A 16562-nucleotide genomic window follows, 5' to 3' on the forward strand; every position below is an offset into this window, starting at 1 on the left:
TCGTGCGGGTCTGGCACAAGGACAGCGCATTGCCTGCGGGCGTGGATGTTGTGGGCGTGCCCGGTGGCTTCTCGTTTGGCGATTACCTGCGCTGCGGGGCCATTGCGGCGCAATCGCCGATCGCGGCGGCGGTGAAGGCCCATGCCGATCGTGGCGGTTATGTGCTGGGCATCTGCAACGGCTTTCAGGTGCTGACCGAAATGCGCCTGTTGCCGGGGGCCTTGATGCGCAATGCGGGGCTCAAGTTCATCTGCAAGGTGGTGGAGCTGGAGGTGGCGACGACCGCCTCGGATTACACCTCGGGCTATCAGAAGGGCCAGCGCATCGCCGTGCCGGTGGCGCATCACGATGGCAATTACACCGTCGACGCCGAGACGCTGGCGCGTCTGCAAGGCGATGATCGCGTGGCCTTCCGCTATGCCGCCAATCCCAATGGCTCGATGGGCGATATTGCAGGCGTCCTGTCGGAGAACCGCCGCGTTCTGGGCATGATGCCGCATCCCGAGCGGGTGGTGGATGCCGCCCATGGCGGCGCCGATGGGGTGGGGCTGTTTGCGGGCCTGATCGGCAAGATGGCGCTGGCCTGAGGCTTTCGCCCCTTGAGGCTGCCCCCAAGGGCAGCCTAAACTGCGGCCATGGCGGAACCCGCACCCCTTTCTGACACCGAACCGGACGAGCCGGGCATCACCTGGCGCGTGAAGCTGGTGGTGGCCTTGCTGGTCGTGCTGGGGGTTGCGGTGGTGCTGGGCACCAATCGCTGGCTCTCCGAGCGGTTCACCGAGGTGACGCGCAACCGGGCCGAGCTGCGGCTGACGCTCTATTCCGGCAATATGATCTCTGAATTGCAGCGCAACTCGGTGGTGCCCTTGCTGCTGGCGCGCGACCCCGAGCTGATCGGGGCGCTGGAGCGCAAGGAATATTCCTCCACCTCGGCGCGGCTGATCTCGTTTCAGCAGGAAATCGGCGCCGCCTCGATCCTGCTGCTGGACCGCGAGGGCCGGGTGGTGGGGGCGACGAACCGCCACCAGATCGGCGAGAATTTCCGCGCCACACCGCAATTCGTGGAAGCGCAGCGGGTGAATGACACGATTTTCTCGGTCGCGCCCCGGCAGGCCTTTGGCTTTGACTTCACCTATTCCCGCGCCTTGCGGGTGGAAAATCAGGTGGTGGGCGTGATCGTCGTGGCCGTCGATCTGGTGAAATACGAACGCGCTTGGGCAGGGCTGCAAGACGCGGTGCTGGTCACCGACAGCGAGGGCAAGGTGCTGCTGGCGACCGAGCCGCGCTGGCGCGGGCTGGCGCTGGACGAGGCCTTGCAGGCGCGCGATGCGCCCTCGGCCATCCGCCGGGCGCTGCAAGGTGCGGCCGACTGGGCGCAGGCGCCGCCCGATGCCTATGTCTCGGGCGAGGCGGTGATGAAGACCGAAACCCGGGTGGCCTTTCGCGGCTGGCGGATGATCACCTTCACCGCCTATGATTCGGTGCGCGAGCGGGTGAATGGCGTGCTGGCGCTGGAGATCATGGGCTTTGCCATCCTGTTGGCGGTGACCTTCTACATGCTGTCGCGCCGGGCCTGGTCGCAATCGGTCAGCCTGCAACGCGAAAGCGCCGAGCTGCGGATGCTGAACGCCCGGTTGCAACGTGAGATCGCCGAGCGCGAGAAGGTGCAGAAGAACCTTGAAGTGGCGGAGCTGACGCTGGCGCAATCGTCGAAACTCGCCGCTTTGGGCGAGATGTCGGCGGCGGTCAGCCATGAGCTGAACCAGCCGCTTGCCGCGATGAAAACCTATCTGGCGGGGGCGCGGCTTTTGTTGCAACGCAAACGCCCGGAGGAGGCGCTGTCTTCCTTCCAGCGCATCGACGATCTGATCGACCGGATGGGCGCGATCACCCGGCAGCTGAAATCCTATGCCCGCAAGGGTGGCGAGGCCTTCGAGCCGGTGGATATGCGCGCCTCGGTCTCCAATGCGCTGGCGATGATGGAGCCGCAATTGAAGGCCCGCGTCGTGCGCATCACCCGCAGCGTGCCGCGCGGGCCGGTGATGGTCATGGCCGACAAGGTGCGGCTGGAGCAGGTGATCATCAACCTGCTGCGCAATGCCCTGGATGCCTGCAAGGACATCCGCGCGCCGCAGATCGACCTGATCCTTTCGGCGGGCGAAACCGCCACTTTGACCGTGCGCGACAATGGCCACGGCATCAAGGAACTCGAACAGGTGTTCGAGCCGTTTTACACCACAAAGAAACCCGGCGAGGGGGTGGGGCTTGGCCTTGCGATCTCTTCGGGCATTGTCACCGACCTTGGCGGCCGGCTGACCGCGCGGAATGCGGAAGGCGGCGGGGCTGTATTTGAAATGCAGCTTCCCATATTGGGCGGCGAAGCCAAGGCAGCAGAATGAGGTTCCTATGGCCCGTGCCATGAAAGTTGCCATCGTCGATGACGAGGCGGATATGCGGCAGTCGATCAGCCAATGGTTGGCCCTTTCGGGCTTCGACACCGAGACCTATGCCAGTGCCGAAGAGGCTTTGGCCGTGATCAATGCCGATTTCGCGGGGGCGGTGGTCAGCGACATCCGCATGCCGGGGATGGATGGCATGGCCTTCCTCAAGCGGCTGATGGGCATGGACAGCTCGCTGCCCGTGATCATGATCACCGGCCATGGCGATGTGCCGATGGCGGTGGAGGCGATGCGGCTGGGGGCGTTTGACTTCCTTGAAAAGCCGTTCAACCCCGACCGGATGACCGAGCTGGCCAAACGCGCGACCCAGACCCGCCGCATGACGCTGGACAACCGGGCGCTGCGCAAGGAGCTGTCGGACGGCTCGATGATCATGAAAAAGCTGATCGGCTCCAGCCCGGCGATGGAACGGCTGCGCGAGGATATTCTGGACCTCGGGCAGGCCGACAGCCATGTGCTGATCGACGGCGAAACCGGCACCGGCAAGACGCTGGTGGCCCATGCGCTGCATGCGGTGGGGCCGCGGGCGGCGAAGAAATTCGTGACGGTGAGCTGCGCCGCCTGGTCGGAAGATCAGCTGGCGGCCAAGCTGTTTGGCCCGAGCGAGGATGGCGTGCCGCTGATCGAGGAGGCGCGGGGCGGGACGCTGTGCCTGGAGGATATTGAAAGCCTGAGCCACGCGCTGCAATCGCGCTTGCTGACGGTGATCAACGATCAGGGCACCCCGCCCGAAACCCGGATCGTGGCGATCTGCAACGAACATACCGCCGACAAGACGCTGGAAGACACGCTGCGCCCCGATCTGTTCTATCGCCTGGGGGCGATGACCATCGTGCTGCCGCCCTTGCGGGCGCGGGGCGAGGATATTTTGACGCTGTTCACCCGGCTGTCGGAGCAGTTTTCCGAGGAATATGGCTGCGATGCGCCCGCACTGACCGCGCAGGAGGCCGCACAGCTGTTGCAGGCGCCCTGGCCGGGCAATGTGCGCCAGCTGGTGAATATTGCGGAACGGGCGGTGTTGCAGAACCGGCGGGGCTCGGGCTCCATCGCGTCGCTGCTGATGGCCGATAACGAGGCCTCGGGTCCGGCGCTGACCACCGAGGGCAAGCCGTTGAAGGATTATGTGGATGCGTTCGAGCGCATGCTGATCGACAATACCATGCGCCGCCACAAGGGCAGCATCGTCGCGGTGATGGAAGAGCTGTGCCTGCCACGCCGGACGTTGAACGAGAAGATGGCGAAATATGGCCTGAGCCGGGGTGATTACACCTGAAGGCTTGCCGGGGCGGTTGCACCTGAAGGCAGGCGATCCTTCTGCGAAGGATCGGTGGGGGGCGCTCGCGCCCCCCGTCTGCTGCGCAGCCTCCCCCCTGAGGATATTTGGAACAGGTGAATGGCTGGGCGCGGGTGGCGCGGGCAGGCCTGTCACGCGAAATTTGTCATTGTGTTTTGGGCGGGCCTCCCCTTATTGTCACCCTACGGGGATAAATCTGTCATGCACAGGCCCCGGTTTCAGTTTCGCTGCTGGCGGTGCGGGTCGGGCCACGGGTCCGAAAGCGCCAGTTTCCGGCAGATTTCATTGGCCGAAAGGCCTTTTGCATACCGGCTTGCCTCTGGGTGAGCAGGTTACTTCAACAGGGTGCGCAAGCGCCCGGGACACCGAACCGCGATGAGCCGCGTGACAGATACCTTGAGGAACGACGGGGGCCCCATGGGGTGCCTCGCCCCTTGTGCATCGCGCAGCCTCGCCCGAACAAGCCGCCAACCGCTCGACCGAACCCAGACGGATGCGCCCCTCGGGCGACCGCAGGGGCCTTTCCGCATGGGGAGGCCGGGCCTTGGCGCAATGGAACAACATGGCCAAGAAAATGCTCATCGACGCCACCCACCCGGAGGAAACCCGGGTTGTGGTGGTGGACGGAAACAAGGTCGAGGAATTCGACTTTGAGACGGTAAACAAGCGGCAGTTGCAGGGGAATATCTATCTCGCGAAAGTCACGCGGGTAGAGCCTTCGCTGCAAGCCGCCTTTGTGGATTATGGCGGCAATCGCCACGGCTTCCTCGCCTTTGCCGAGATTCACCCGGATTACTACCAGATCCCGGTGGCTGATCGCAAAGCGCTGCTGGAGGAAGAGCGCGCTTTGGCGCGGGCCGAGGAGGAGGAGGAAAACCGTCCTCGCAAGTCCCGCCCCGACAATCGCAAGCCCAAGGCGCCCAAGGCCGAGGCCGCGCAGGTCGAGGATGCGGTGATCGTCTCGGAAGAGGCCGCGCCGCTGGCTGCCGTGGCGGGCATGGATGTCATCGACCTTGAGGATGACGCTTCGGATGACGTGGCCGCGGCCACGGGCACTGACGACAACCGCTCGGCCGAGACGCCCTATGTGGGGCTGGATCACGCCGCCGATGTGGATGACGAGATCGAATCGGTCGCCGAGGAAGACGTGGCCGAGGAAATCCGCGCCCCGCGCAAGCCGCGCGCGCGTCGCTACAAAATTCAGGAAGTCATCAAGGTGCGCCAGATCATGCTGGTGCAGGTGGTGAAGGAAGAGCGGGGCAACAAGGGCGCCGCGTTGACCACTTACCTCAGCCTGGCGGGCCGTTACTGCGTGCTGATGCCGAACACCGCCCGGGGCGGCGGCATCTCGCGCAAGATCACCCAGGCCGCCGACCGCAAGAAGCTGAAGGAAATCGCGGGCGAGATGGAGGTGCCGGAAGGCGCGGGCCTCATCATCCGCACCGCAGGTGCCAAGCGCACCAAGCAGGAAATCCAGCGCGATTACGAATACCTCATGCGGCTGTGGGAGGAGGTGCGTGAACTCACGCTGAAATCCATCGCCCCCGCCGCGATCTATGAGGAAGGCAACCTGATCAAGCGCGCCATCCGCGATCTGCACAACCGCGAGATCGAGGAAATCCTGGTGGAAGGCGAGGCGGGCTATCGCACCGCCAAGGACTTCATGCGCATGATCATGCCGGCGCAATCGCGCGTCGTGCAGCGCTATCAGGGCGATATGCCGCTGTTTGCGCGCTTCCAGGTGGAAAGCTATCTGGCGGGGATGTTCAATCCCACGGTGCAGCTGAAATCGGGCGGCTATATCGTGATCGGCGTCACCGAGGCGCTGGTGGCGATTGACGTGAACTCGGGCCGGGCCACCAAGGAAGGCTCGATCGAGGATACCGCGCTGAAGACCAACCTGGAGGCTGCCGACGAGGTGGCGCGCCAGCTGCGTCTGCGCGATCTGGCCGGGCTGATCGTCATCGACTTCATCGACATGGAGGAGCGCCGCAACAACGCCGCCGTCGAGAAGCGCCTGAAAGAAAAGCTGAAAACCGACCGCGCCCGCATTCAGGTGGGTCGCATCTCGGGCTTTGGCCTGATGGAGATGTCGCGGCAGCGGCTGCGGCCGGGCATGCTGGAATCCACCACGCAGCCCTGCCCGCATTGCCATGGCACCGGCCTGATCCGCTCGGATGACAGCCTCGCGCTGACCATCCTGCGCGCGCTGGAGGAAGAGGGCACGCGCAAGCGCTCCAAGGAGGTGCTGCTGAAGGCCCCGGTTGCAGTGATCAACTATCTGATCAACAACAAGCGCGAGCATATCGCCCTGATCGAGGCGCGCTATGGCATGGCCGTGCGCATGGAGGCCGACCCGCATCTGGTGTCGCCCGATTACAGCATCGAGAAGTTCAAGACCGCGATCCGCCAAGTGCCTGAAAGCCTTGCGATTTCTGGTTCCGCTGCCTTCATGGGCGCGCCTGCGGATGATGAGGATGCGCTGATCGACGCCGCGCTGGAGGAAGAGGCCGCCGCTGCCGAAGTGGCGGAGGAGGAAGACGAGGCCGAGGCCGAGGCGCCGCAGGGCGAGGCCGCCGAGGGCAATGGCAGCAAGAAAAAGCGCCGCCGTCGTCCGCGCCGTCGCGGGGGCAAGGGCAAGGAGGCAGGCTCGGATGAGGCCGCTGACGAGGCCGATGCCGAAGAGCAGGGCGATGCCGACGAGGCTGGCACCGAAGAGGCCGGGGCCGAGGCGGGCGAGGCTGCTCCGGCAGAGGCGGTCGTGGTGGCTGTTGTGACCGAGGCTCCGGCGCCTGAAGTGGCCGCCGAGGCGCCGGCCGCCAAGCCGAAATCGACCCGCACCCGCAGCTCGCAATCGAAATCCAAGGCCAAGGCTGCGGAAAAACTGGCTGAGGTCGAGGCGCCTGCCGAGGCTGCGGCGGAGGCTCCGGCAGAGGCTGAGGCACCGGCCAAGACCAAGGCCAAGGCAGCGACCAGCAAGCCGAAGGCTCCGCGCAGCCCGAGGACCAAGAAAACGACCGAAGCGCCGCTGGCCGAACAGGCCGCCCCGGCTCCGGTCGCGGTGGAAGCCGCGTCGCAAGCGGCCCCTGTCGCAGCCGCGACTGTCAGCGTCGATACGGTGGAGGCCGCAGCCCCCGCACCGGCAGCTGCCGAAGTGCAGGCGGCTGATGGCGATGCGGCAGAGGCAAAGCCCAAGCGCAAGGGCTGGTGGTCGGTCGCCCGCTAAGGCGCCCCGCTCTTGGAACCGAAAAGGCCGGGCAGATCGCCCGGCCTTTTTCACATGTCCAAAGCGCGATCCGGTCCGCGTCGCAGGAAATGCGCCGTCGCCCCACCGCAGGGGGCCGCGCCCAGATAGTCATGCCCGGCCTGCGCACAAAAATGCGGCAGATCCACCGCCGCCATGGCATCGCTGGCGCGCACCCGCAACACCGTGCCGGGGGCGAGTGCCAGCAAGCGCTTGCGCGCCCGCAAGACCGGCAAGGGGCACAGCAGGCCCACGCAATCCAGATCGGCATCATGATGGTGCATCGCTTGTCCCCCCGGCCCCTGATAGCCTTGCCCGAACGCACAGGGAAGTGACAGAACGTCCCGGTGACGCGGCTGCCGTCCTGCGCTATCACGGGGGAAAGGGGACAGCATGCTGGAATTCGACTTCTTCACCGCCGGGCTTCTGCCCTCGATGCTGGTGGCCGCTCTGGCGGGTGGCCTTTCCTTCCTCAGCCCCTGCGTGCTGCCGATCGTTCCGCCCTATCTGGCCTATATGAGCGGCTTGTCCATGGCCGAGATGCGGGCGGGGCAGGGCCGGCTGCGGCTGTTGCTGCCTGCGCTGTTCTTCGTGCTGGGGCTTTCCACCGTGTTCCTCATCCTCGGGGCGGCGGCCTCGGCGCTTGGGGTGTTGTTCCTGCAATATCAGCAGGTTCTGGCCAAGGCCTCGGGGGTGTTCGTCATCATTCTGGGCCTGCATTTTCTGGGCATCTTCCGCATTCCGCTGTTGAACCGCGAGGCGCGGATCGAGGCGGGCGACCATGGCGGCAGCGCCTTTGGCGCCTATCTGCTGGGTCTGGCCTTTGCCTTTGGCTGGACGCCCTGTATCGGGCCGCAACTGGGGGCCATCCTCAGCCTTGCGGCGGGCGAGGGCAATGTGGCGCGCGGCACGATCCTGCTGGCGGTCTATGCCTTCGGCCTCGGGCTGCCTTTCCTGCTGGCCGCGCTGTTCATCGAACGCGCCCTGGGCCTGATGACGCGATTGAAGCGCCATATGCGGCTGATCGAGCGGCTGATGGGCATCCTGCTGCTTGCCGTCGGGCTGGCGCTGGTGACCGGGGCCTTGTCGGATTTCTCGTTCTTCCTGCTCGACCAGTTTCCCTGGCTCGCGACTTTGGGCTGACCGGCGCGCGTCTTTACCCTATTTTAGCCCGATTGACCCGATAGTCTGTGACGAGTGCAAAGGGAGAGGCGATGCGCGATATGGCGACAGGGGGGGGAGGCGTGCGCCGTCGCCGGGTGTTCTACATCCCCGGCTACGACCCGATTCATCCACGCCGCTACCGCGAATTGTATCGCAAAGAGGGCGCAGCGCAGGCCAGGCTTTCTGGCTATAGCCTTGATCTGAAAGCAAAACGTGTGCCCGGCCCCTATGGTTGGCATGTCAGCGCGCAGATCGAGGGCGCGCGGGTCGAGACCGATATGGAAGTGATGGTCTGGTCAGACATCGTGCGCGATTCGATGGGGGCAACGATTCTCGCCACCTATCTGCAACTCTTGCGCACCGCCTGGGCCTATATCGCCTCCGGGGCGCTGTTTCGGCTGATGCGTTTGCGCAAAGGGCCGATCATCGCCGCGCTCTACCCGATTTTCGCGCTGCTGGCCCAGCTGGCGGTGGCGGTTCTGGCCGGATTGGCGCTGAGTCGCAGCATCGCCTGGGCCTGGGATGGGCCTTGGGGGCGCACTATGGGCATTCTGGCGGGGGTTGCCTGCGCAGGCGCGATCCTGCGATGGTTCAAGCGCAAGGATGGCAAGTTCTTCGCGTATTATCTGATGCATGACTATGCCTATTCCGCGCAGGCGCGCGGCGCCAACCCGCCCGAGCTGGAGGCCCGCATAACCGCCTTCCGCATGGAGGTCGAGGCGGCGTTGAAAGGGCCTTATGATGAGGTTCTGGTGGTCGGTCATTCCTCCGGGGCGCATCTGGCGGTGTCGATCTTCGCCGATTTGTTGCGCGCGGGCGCGCGGGCCGGGCCCGGCTCGTTGCCTGCGCTTTCGCTTTTGACACTGGGGCAGGTGGTGCCGATGGTCAGCTTTCTGCCCGAGGCGCGGCGGCTGCGGGCCGATCTGGCCTTCCTTTCCGTGCAGGAGGCGATCACATGGGTCGATGTGACCGCGCCGGGCGATGGCTGCGCCTTTGCCCTGTGCGATCCTGTCGCGGTCAGTGGCGTGGCCCCTGAGGGGCAGCGCTGGCCGTTGATCTATTCGGCGGCCTTCAGCAAGACCCTGAAACCGGAAACCTGGGAAAAGCTGCGACGGCGCTATTTCCGGCTGCATTTTCAATACCTTTGCGCCTTTGACAATCTGCCCGGCGGGGAGGGGGATTATGATTATTTCCGCATCACCGCCGGGCCTTTGACCCTGGGCCAGCGCTTTGCCGGGCGCGCCTCGTCGAAAAGCCGCATTGACCGGGCCGCGAACCGCTATACCACTGTGGCATGACCCCGCCCAAACCGCTTCCCCGGCCTGACAAGGTTTCGCTCTGGCGCTATTTCCGGCTGTTTCGCCGCGATATTCTGTCGGCACAGCCCGCGCGGCTGTATCGCGCTTGGATGGCCGAATTCCGCACGCCGTTTTTCCGCAGCTATATGTGCAACGATCCGGCGTTGGTGGATCTGGTGCTGAAACAACGCCCGGCGGAATTTCCGAAATCTACCCGCATTGCCGAGGGGCTGCGGCCCTTGCTGGGCCAGTCGGTCTTTGTGACCAATGGCGCAGTGTGGGAGCGGCAGCGCCGGATCATCGACCCGGCCTTTGAGGGCGGGCGTCTGCGCGACACTTTCCCGGCCATCTGGGCGGCGGGCATGGCGATGGTGGCGCGGCTGGCGCAAAAAGCGGACGGGCAGCCCGTCGAGATGGAATTTGAAACCAGTCACGCGGCGGCGGATGTGATCTTTCGCACGCTGTTCTCGATCCCGATCGAGAATGAGGTGGCGGGGGCGGTGTTTCACGAGTTCCGCGCCCATCAACAGGCGCAGCCGGTGCTCAACCTCGGGGCGCTGCTGCCGTTGCCGCGCTGGTTTCCGCGCTTTCACAGCCGCGCCACGCGCCGGACGGCAGCGCGTATCCGGCGCCTGATCACCGATCTGACCACGGCCCGGGCCAAGGCGATTGCCGCAGGCACGGCACCGGATGATCTGGCCAGCAAGATCATGACCCTGCCAGACCCGGAGACGGGCGCCCGCTTCGACACCGAGGAAATGGTGGATCAGGTGGCGATTTTCTTCCTTGCCGGGCACGAGACTTCGGCCTCGGCGCTGGCCTGGGCGCTGTATCTGCTGGCCACGCATCCCGAATGGCAAGAGCGGCTGGCGGCTGAAGCGCAGGCCGAACTGACCGACGCACAGGATTTCGGCCAGCTGGGCCGTCTGAAAACCGCCCGTGCCGTTTTCCGCGAGGCGCTGCGGCTTTATCCGCCGGTGCCGATGATGGTGCGCGAGACGCGCTGCCCGGTGACGCTGCGCGACCGCGCGGCCCCGGCAGGCGCGCAGGTGGTTCTCAGCCCGTGGCATCTGCATCGCCATGAACGCCTCTGGGATCAGCCCGACGCCTTCGACCCCGCCCGCTTTGATACGGAAAACGGCAAACAGGGGCTGCGCTGCGCCTATATTCCGTTCTCTGCCGGGCCGCGCGTTTGCCCCGGCGCAGGCTTTGCCATGGTGGAAGGCCCGCTGCTGCTGGCGCAACTCTTGCGCAGCTATCGGGTGACGGCGCTGCCCGACCGCATCCCCGAACCCGTCGCCTATCTGACGGTGCGGGCAAAGAACGGCATCTGGCTGCGGCTGGAGCCGCGCGTCTGAATGGGGGGAAGTGCAGGTTTCTGTTGCCAGGTACCTGCGAACCCCGCCTTACGCGGCTAAGCGCAAGGGCTTAAGTTTCGGTTACCCGAGCTGCTTACGCAGCCAGAGCGACCGGAGCACGGTTGTCGTTGGCAACTGTACTTTTGGACCGATAACGGTGGTACCTCACCGAGCGAAAGCTGGCCTCTTTAGACGTTCGTCGATCCTGTTTCGGCCCCCTCCGCCCCCAACGAGGGAGTATTGGTGGAGCCGCCGGGTACCGCCCCCGGGTCCGATCCGCTTATTACAGGTGCGTTTATCGCCATAGTCCGGGCGAACCCGAACGCCTCAGATATAGGCGCGATGGGGGCGGGGTGCAAGGCGGCGGATATGGAAAAGGCCCGGTCGAAACCGGGCCTTCCATCGGCCTTCGCGGCGTTGCGGGATCAGAAGCCCGCCTTGATCGCCTCGAATTCCTCGATCATCTTGGTGCGGAACTCGGTCGAGACCGGGGTCTGGGCAAAGAGCGTGGTGGTCACCGGGTCGATATAGGCGGCCTTCTGGGCATCCTCCGGCACGGTTTTCATCGCCACATCATTCGACAGCGCATAGCCCAGACCATCCATCAGCGCGACGGCCGAGGTCGGCGCCAACAGCGAGTTGATGAAATCATAGGCCTTGTCTTCCTTGCCGGGGCCATCTTTCAGGTTCACATAGCCACAGAACCAGGTGGCGGCCCCCTCGGCCGGGCTGCGGTTGAAGCCGACGGGGAAATTCTCGCCCTTCAGCGTCGCCACACCATCGTTCCACGACCAGGCAACCAAAACCTCGCCCGTCGCCATCAGCTGCGCCATCTCCGCCGGGTCGGACCAATAGGCGCGCACATTCGGATGCACGGCGCGCAGCCAGTCGGCGGCGGCGGTGAACTGCTCGTCAGTCACATTGTCCCAGGAGGTGACGCCGGTGGCGAGGAAGGCCAGCGACCACACGTCATCGGTCGAATCGGGCAGCGAGATGCGGCCCGCATATTTGGGGTCCTGGAACACCTTGAGGCTGGCCACATCGGCCTCGGGCACGTCCTTGGTGTTATAGGCGATGGCGGTATAGGCGTAATCGGTCGGAATGAACCAGACGCCCTTGTCATCCTTGAAGATTTCGCTGTTCAGCATGCGCGGGGCGATATTGCCGAATTCCGGGATTTTCGCGGTATCCCAGGGCTCGATCAGGTCCGCCTCGCGATAGCGGCCCACATGGGCGGCGCAAGGGTGGGCCACATCGGTCTTGAAGCCCGAGGAAACCTTCTGGAACGCCTCGTCATCATCGGCAAAGAAGGAATAGGTGGGTTTGGAGCCATGCTTGGCGACATAATCGGTCAGCAGGCCGTCGATTTCCCAGCCGGCCCAGTCCAGCACCGTCAGCTCGCCATCTGCGGCATAGGCGGGGAAGGCAAGGGCAAGGGCTGCACCGGACAGAAGGGTCATGCGGATGGTCATGGGGTCTCCTCGGTTTGCTGGCGGGACGCGTCTGTCGCGGCCGCGGATGGCAAGACGCTAAGCGAGGGGGCAGGGTCGCTCAAGCCAAATCTGGCCGGGCGCGGCGCCATTTCGCGCATTTGATCAAAATTGATGCGGTGCAGCGCTGGCGGCTTGCGGCCCGACCCTGCCTCGGGCAGGATCGCCGCGCAACAGGAGGTGCAGACATGCCGCAGGATCGGGCGGGCCGGATGGCTCTCGACATGGATTTCGTTCGCAGCCAGTTCCCGGCTTTCGCGGCCAAGCCGCTGCAAGGGCAGGCTTTCTTCGAGAATGCGGGCGGGTCTTACACCTGCCGTCAGGTCATCGAGCGGCTGATGCGCTTTTACACCGAGCGCAAGGTGCAGCCCTATGCGCCCTATGAGGCCAGCACCCTGGGCGGGGCCGAGATGGATGAGGCGCGCGAGCGGCTGGCGGCGATGATGGGCGTGGCGACGGAGGAGCTGTCTTTCGGCCCCTCCACCAGCGCCAATACTTTTGTGCTGGCCAATGCGGTGCGGGTCTGGCTGCGCGGGCAAGATGCCGCCATCGTGGTGACCAATCAGGACCACGAGGCCAATTCCGGCGTCTGGCGCCGTCTGGCCGAGGAGGGGGTGGAGGTGCGCGAATGGCGCATCGACCCGGTGACCGGCCATCTGGACCCGGCAGCCCTGCGCCCGCTGCTGGCCGATGGCAAGGTGCGGCTGGTCTGTTTCCCGCATTGCTCCAACGTGGTGGCCGAGATCAACCCGGTGGCCGAGATCTGCGCCATGGCGCGGGCGGCGGGGGCATTCACCTGCGTCGATGGCGTCAGCTATGCGCCGCATGGCTTCCCGGATATTCCGGCGCTTGGGGCCGATGTCTATCTGTTTTCGGCCTACAAGACCTATGGTCCGCATCAGGGCATCATGGTTCTGCGGCGCGAGATTGGCGCGGCGCTGCCCAATCAGGCGCATTTCTTCAACGGGGAGGTGCTGTTCAAGCGCTTCACCCCCGGCGGGCCGGACCATGCGCAGGTGGCGGCTTGCGCGGGCATGGCCGATTATGTCGATGCGCTGTATGTGCATCACTTCGGCGGTGCCGAGGCCACGCCGCTGCAACGCAACAATGCGGTGCATGACCTGATGCGCGGGCAGGAGATCAGGCTGGTGCAGCCGCTGCTGGACTATCTGGCGGCGCGCAATGATCTGCGGCTGATCGGCCCGCGCCAGGCGGCAGACCGGGCGCCGACCGTGGCCGTCGCGCTGGACCGCGCGGCGCTGCCGGTTGCCACGGCCTTGGCGGCGCATGGCATCATGGCGGGGGGCGGCGATTTCTATGCCGTGCGCCCGCTGGAGGCTCTGGGTCTCGACCGCGACAAGGGCGTGTTGCGGCTGAGTTTCACCCATTACACCACCGAGGCCGAGGTCGCGCAGCTGATCACCGCGCTGGACCGGGTTCTCGCCGACTGACGGCGCCGGGGCTTTGCCGCAGGCCGCTGGCGGTGGCAAAGCCTCTTTCCATCGCTGGCATGGCACCTTATGGTGAGGGAGAATTGCAAGAGGTGCTTCATGGCCCGCACGATTGATTATGGCAACCTGATGCATCGCGCCATGCGCGGCCTCATCCAGTCGGTTCTGGAGGATGTGGCGCAGAACGGGCTGCCGGGGGCGCATCACTTCTTCATCACCTTCGACACCACGCACCCGGATGTCGCCATCGCCGATTGGCTGCGCACGCGCTACCCCGAGGAAATGACGGTGGTGATCCAGCACTGGTTCGAGAACCTGACGGTGACGGATGACGGATTCTCGGTCACGCTGAACTTCGGCAACAGCCCGGAGCCGCTGGTGATCCCCTTCGATGCGGTGCGCACCTTTGTCGACCCCTCTGTCGAATTTGGCCTGCGGTTTGAAACCCATGCCGAGGATGAGGATGACGACGAGGAGGAGGCCGAGGACGAGGCGGAGGATGACACCCCCGCCAAGCCGCACGAAGCCGAGATCGTCAGCCTCGACAAGTTCCGCAAGTAATCAGCCCTTTGGCATCAACAGCTTGAGCGCGCGGCGGATCAGTTCGGCCGTGTCGGCCTCTGGCGCCTCGCCCGAGACCTGCGCCACCGCCTGCGCGGCGTCTGACTGGCCGTAGCCAAGGTTCAGCAGGGCTGAAAGCGCATCGGCGCTATAGGCGGCGCGCGCCAGCACGGGCTTGACCGGGGCCTTGCGCGCGGGTTTGGCGGCGGGGGCGGGGCTGGCCTCGATCACCTCATCCAGCGCGGCCTCGCCATGCAGTGCGGCGCCTTGCGCCATCACCATCGGCGCCTTGGATTTCAGCTCCAGCACGACGCGCTGCGCGATCTTGGGGCCGATGCCGGGGGCGGCCTGGATGGCGCGGGCATCGCCCAGCGTGATGGCGCGGGCCGCACCCTCGGCCCCCAGCGTGCCCAGAATGGCCATGGCCGCCTTGGCCCCCACGCCCTGCACCGTGGTCAGCAGCCGGTGCCATTCCTTCTCCAGCATGGTGGGGAAGCCGAACAGTTGCAGCAGATCCTCGCGCACCACCAGTTCGGTGAACAGCGCACAGGCCTCGCCTACGGCGGGCAGGGCGGCCAGCGTGCGGTCGGAGACATAAACGATATAGCCCACGCCGCGCACGTCGATCAGCACATGATCCGGCCCGCGCCAGTCGATCCGCCCCGAAATCTTGCCGATCATCCTGCTGCCCTTTGCAAGGCGGCCTGCAAGCGGCCGCTGGATTGAGAGTGATGCGCATGGCAAATCGCGATGGCCAGTGCATCGGCGGCATCCGGCCCGGAGATCTTGACCCCCGGCAGATGCAGCCGGACCATGTGATCCACCTGCACCTTGGCGGCATGTCCGACCCCGACAACCGTTTTTTTCACCGCATTTGGCGCATATTCCCCGACGGTCAGGCCAAATTGCGCCGGAACCAGCAGGGCGATGCCGCGGGCCTGGCCCAGTTTCAGCGTGGCAACGGCATCCTTGTTCACAAAGGTATGCTCCACCGCTGCCGTGTCGGGGGCATAGGTTCGCAACACCTCGGTCAATTGGGCGTAAAGGTCGCAAAGCCGCTGCGCCAGATCGCCCTCCTGCCCGGTCGGGGTGGAATGGCAGATGCCATTGGCAATATGGGTCAGGCGCGGCCCGGCCACATCAATGATCCCCCATCCAAGGTTCCGCAACCCCGGATCGATTCCCAGAACCCGCATGCCTGCCCCTGCCTTGCTCTTTTCCCAAGGCTAGCACAAAGCGCGAACATCGGCCAAGGCCAAATTCGGCCTTGCAATTCCCGGTGACGGTTTTAAGACAAGATACGGAAAGCGACATTCGCCGCACGAATGGCGACGCGCTGCGGTGCAGCAAGCCGGAAATCATGAAAATCTTGTGAAAATGGCCGGTTTGAGCCATGCGTTTTCTGCATGTGCGACATGCTTTGGCGTGCGTTGTTGTTTTTCTTCTGCCCGACTATTTATCCCCTCGAAGGCGCTGATGCCTTCGGACTGAGCAGTTTTCGAACAAGGACAAACGCCATGGCCGCTTATGAGACGACCCGTACTGCGCCCCTCGGCGCCATCACCACTTACCGCTTCATCCAGTTCGTCAGCAACATCGCTGCCGCCGTTTCCGAGTGGAACGATGCGCGCGTGACCCGCGCTGCGCTGGAAAAGCTGTCGGACCGCGAGCTGGACGATATCGGCCTGTGCCGCGGCGACATTGACGCGATCGGCGCCCAGAGCCGCTTCTGATCAGAAGACCGTAGGGGGGGCAGATCCCCTCAGATGTTCAAAGGCCGCAGCCCCAAGCTCGCGGCCTTTCGGCTTTTTTGGGGGGGCGGTGAAATGTGCCCGACCAACAAAAACGCCCGCCAAGGGGCGGGCGTTGCCAGAAGCGAACCGCAAGACCTCAGAGCAGATGCGCCTTGACCTGGGTGGAAATCCACTGCGTCGCCGGATCGGCCTGCATCAAAAACCCGGCCATCCGCTCGATCCCGCTCTCGGCCAGACGCATCTGGCCGATCCGCTGGGCATAGATGTCAGATCCGATCTGGCTGTGCAGCACCCCCTTGAGGGTCAGGAAGCACAGGACCAGCATGAAAAGCGGCGCCAGAAAGCGGCGCTTGCGCCGGGTGGGCTTGTGATAATGCGAGCGGCCCAAAGTGCCGTCGGCTTCGAATCCATATCCATTGGCGCGCGCCTTCTCAATGCGGGCGACGCGGGCGTAAAACTCGGTAAAATCTTGATCGGCCATACCCAAAC

Annotated in this window: 15 protein-coding genes and 1 other RNA gene; 10 read left to right on the forward strand and 6 right to left on the reverse strand. The window is 64.9% G+C overall.

The features are described from left to right. From purQ to JNN06_RS00925, 4 genes are all read left to right on the forward strand, one after another. Positions 1–587: phosphoribosylformylglycinamidine synthase subunit PurQ (purQ, locus tag JNN06_RS00910; protein WP_291237718.1), on the forward strand; the 587-nt coding region annotated here is incomplete at its 5' end. 48 nt (positions 588–635) lie between these two features. Then, entirely contained in the window at positions 636–2399 is a 1764-nt protein-coding gene (locus JNN06_RS00915; RefSeq protein WP_291237719.1) for an ATP-binding protein, read from the forward strand. Between the two features lie 7 nt (positions 2400–2406). Further along, entirely contained in the window at positions 2407–3732 is a 1326-nt protein-coding gene (locus tag JNN06_RS00920; protein ID WP_291237720.1) for a sigma-54 dependent transcriptional regulator, read from the forward strand. 583 nt (positions 3733–4315) lie between these two features. Next, positions 4316–6979 carry a ribonuclease E/G gene (locus JNN06_RS00925; RefSeq protein WP_291237721.1) on the forward strand — a complete coding sequence of 888 codons (2664 nt, stop codon included), beginning with the start codon at positions 4316–4318 and terminating at the stop codon, positions 6977–6979. Positions 6980–7029: 50 nt separating this feature from the next. Here the strand turns inward: JNN06_RS00925 and JNN06_RS00930 are convergent, their stop codons facing one another. Then, on the reverse strand, positions 7030–7281 hold the full coding sequence (locus JNN06_RS00930; RefSeq protein WP_291237722.1) for a sulfurtransferase TusA family protein: 252 nt from the start codon (positions 7279–7281) through the stop codon (positions 7030–7032). A gap of 109 nt (positions 7282–7390) precedes the next feature. On the opposite strand from JNN06_RS00930, the gene JNN06_RS00935 reads away from it, so the two are divergent. From JNN06_RS00935 to JNN06_RS00945, 3 genes are all read left to right on the forward strand, one after another. Continuing rightward, entirely contained in the window at positions 7391–8140 is a 750-nt protein-coding gene (locus tag JNN06_RS00935) for a cytochrome c biogenesis protein CcdA (protein ID WP_291237723.1), read from the forward strand. 80 nt (positions 8141–8220) lie between these two features. Further along, positions 8221–9459, forward strand: a complete 1239-nt coding sequence (locus JNN06_RS00940) for a hypothetical protein (RefSeq protein WP_291237739.1) — start codon at positions 8221–8223, stop codon at positions 9457–9459. Beyond that, entirely contained in the window at positions 9456–10817 is a 1362-nt protein-coding gene (locus JNN06_RS00945) for a cytochrome P450 (RefSeq protein WP_291237724.1), read from the forward strand. Before JNN06_RS00940 ends, JNN06_RS00945 begins: the two co-directional genes overlap by 4 nt. A 9-nt stretch (positions 10818–10826) precedes the next feature. On the opposite strand, the gene ssrA is transcribed toward JNN06_RS00945, so the two are convergent. After that, positions 10827–11180: a transfer-messenger RNA gene (gene ssrA, locus JNN06_RS00950) on the reverse strand. Positions 11181–11242: 62 nt separating this feature from the next. Further along, complete coding sequence (locus JNN06_RS00955; protein WP_291237725.1) at positions 11243–12289, reverse strand: extracellular solute-binding protein; 1047 nt, start codon at positions 12287–12289, stop codon at positions 11243–11245. 230 nt (positions 12290–12519) lie between these two features. Between JNN06_RS00955 and JNN06_RS00960 the strand changes: the two genes are divergently transcribed. Together JNN06_RS00960 and JNN06_RS00965 are read left to right on the forward strand one after the other, a co-directional pair. Further along, positions 12520–13758: an aminotransferase class V-fold PLP-dependent enzyme gene (locus tag JNN06_RS00960; RefSeq protein WP_291237740.1), complete on the forward strand. Its 1239-nt coding sequence runs from the start codon at positions 12520–12522 to the stop codon at positions 13756–13758. Between the two features lie 99 nt (positions 13759–13857). Beyond that, positions 13858–14319 (forward strand): ClpXP protease specificity-enhancing factor SspB, encoded by a 462-nt coding sequence (locus JNN06_RS00965; RefSeq protein ID WP_291237726.1) that lies wholly within the window; start codon positions 13858–13860, stop codon positions 14317–14319. Here JNN06_RS00965 and ruvA read toward each other — a convergent pair whose 3' ends face one another. Both ruvA and ruvC read right to left on the reverse strand, forming a co-directional pair. Further along, the gene (ruvA, locus tag JNN06_RS00970) at positions 14320–15000 is read right to left on the reverse strand and encodes a Holliday junction branch migration protein RuvA (RefSeq protein WP_291237727.1); all 681 of its coding nucleotides are present in this window, start codon (positions 14998–15000) and stop codon (positions 14320–14322) included. Beyond that, on the reverse strand, positions 14997–15515 hold the full coding sequence (gene ruvC / locus JNN06_RS00975; protein ID WP_291237728.1) for a crossover junction endodeoxyribonuclease RuvC: 519 nt from the start codon (positions 15513–15515) through the stop codon (positions 14997–14999). The genes ruvA and ruvC overlap by 4 nt, the downstream gene beginning before the upstream one ends. A 321-nt stretch (positions 15516–15836) precedes the next feature. Between ruvC and JNN06_RS00980 the strand changes: the two genes are divergently transcribed. After that, the gene (locus JNN06_RS00980; RefSeq protein WP_291237741.1) at positions 15837–16052 is read left to right on the forward strand and encodes a DUF1127 domain-containing protein; all 216 of its coding nucleotides are present in this window, start codon (positions 15837–15839) and stop codon (positions 16050–16052) included. Positions 16053–16209: 157 nt separating this feature from the next. Here the strand turns inward: JNN06_RS00980 and JNN06_RS00985 are convergent, their stop codons facing one another. Next, positions 16210–16554 (reverse strand): hypothetical protein, encoded by a 345-nt coding sequence (locus JNN06_RS00985; RefSeq protein WP_291237729.1) that lies wholly within the window; start codon positions 16552–16554, stop codon positions 16210–16212. Positions 16555–16562 lie beyond the last annotated feature (8 nt).

Source organism: Gemmobacter sp. (assembly GCF_016792925.1).
In the GTDB taxonomy this organism is placed as follows: domain Bacteria; phylum Pseudomonadota; class Alphaproteobacteria; order Rhodobacterales; family Rhodobacteraceae; genus Gemmobacter.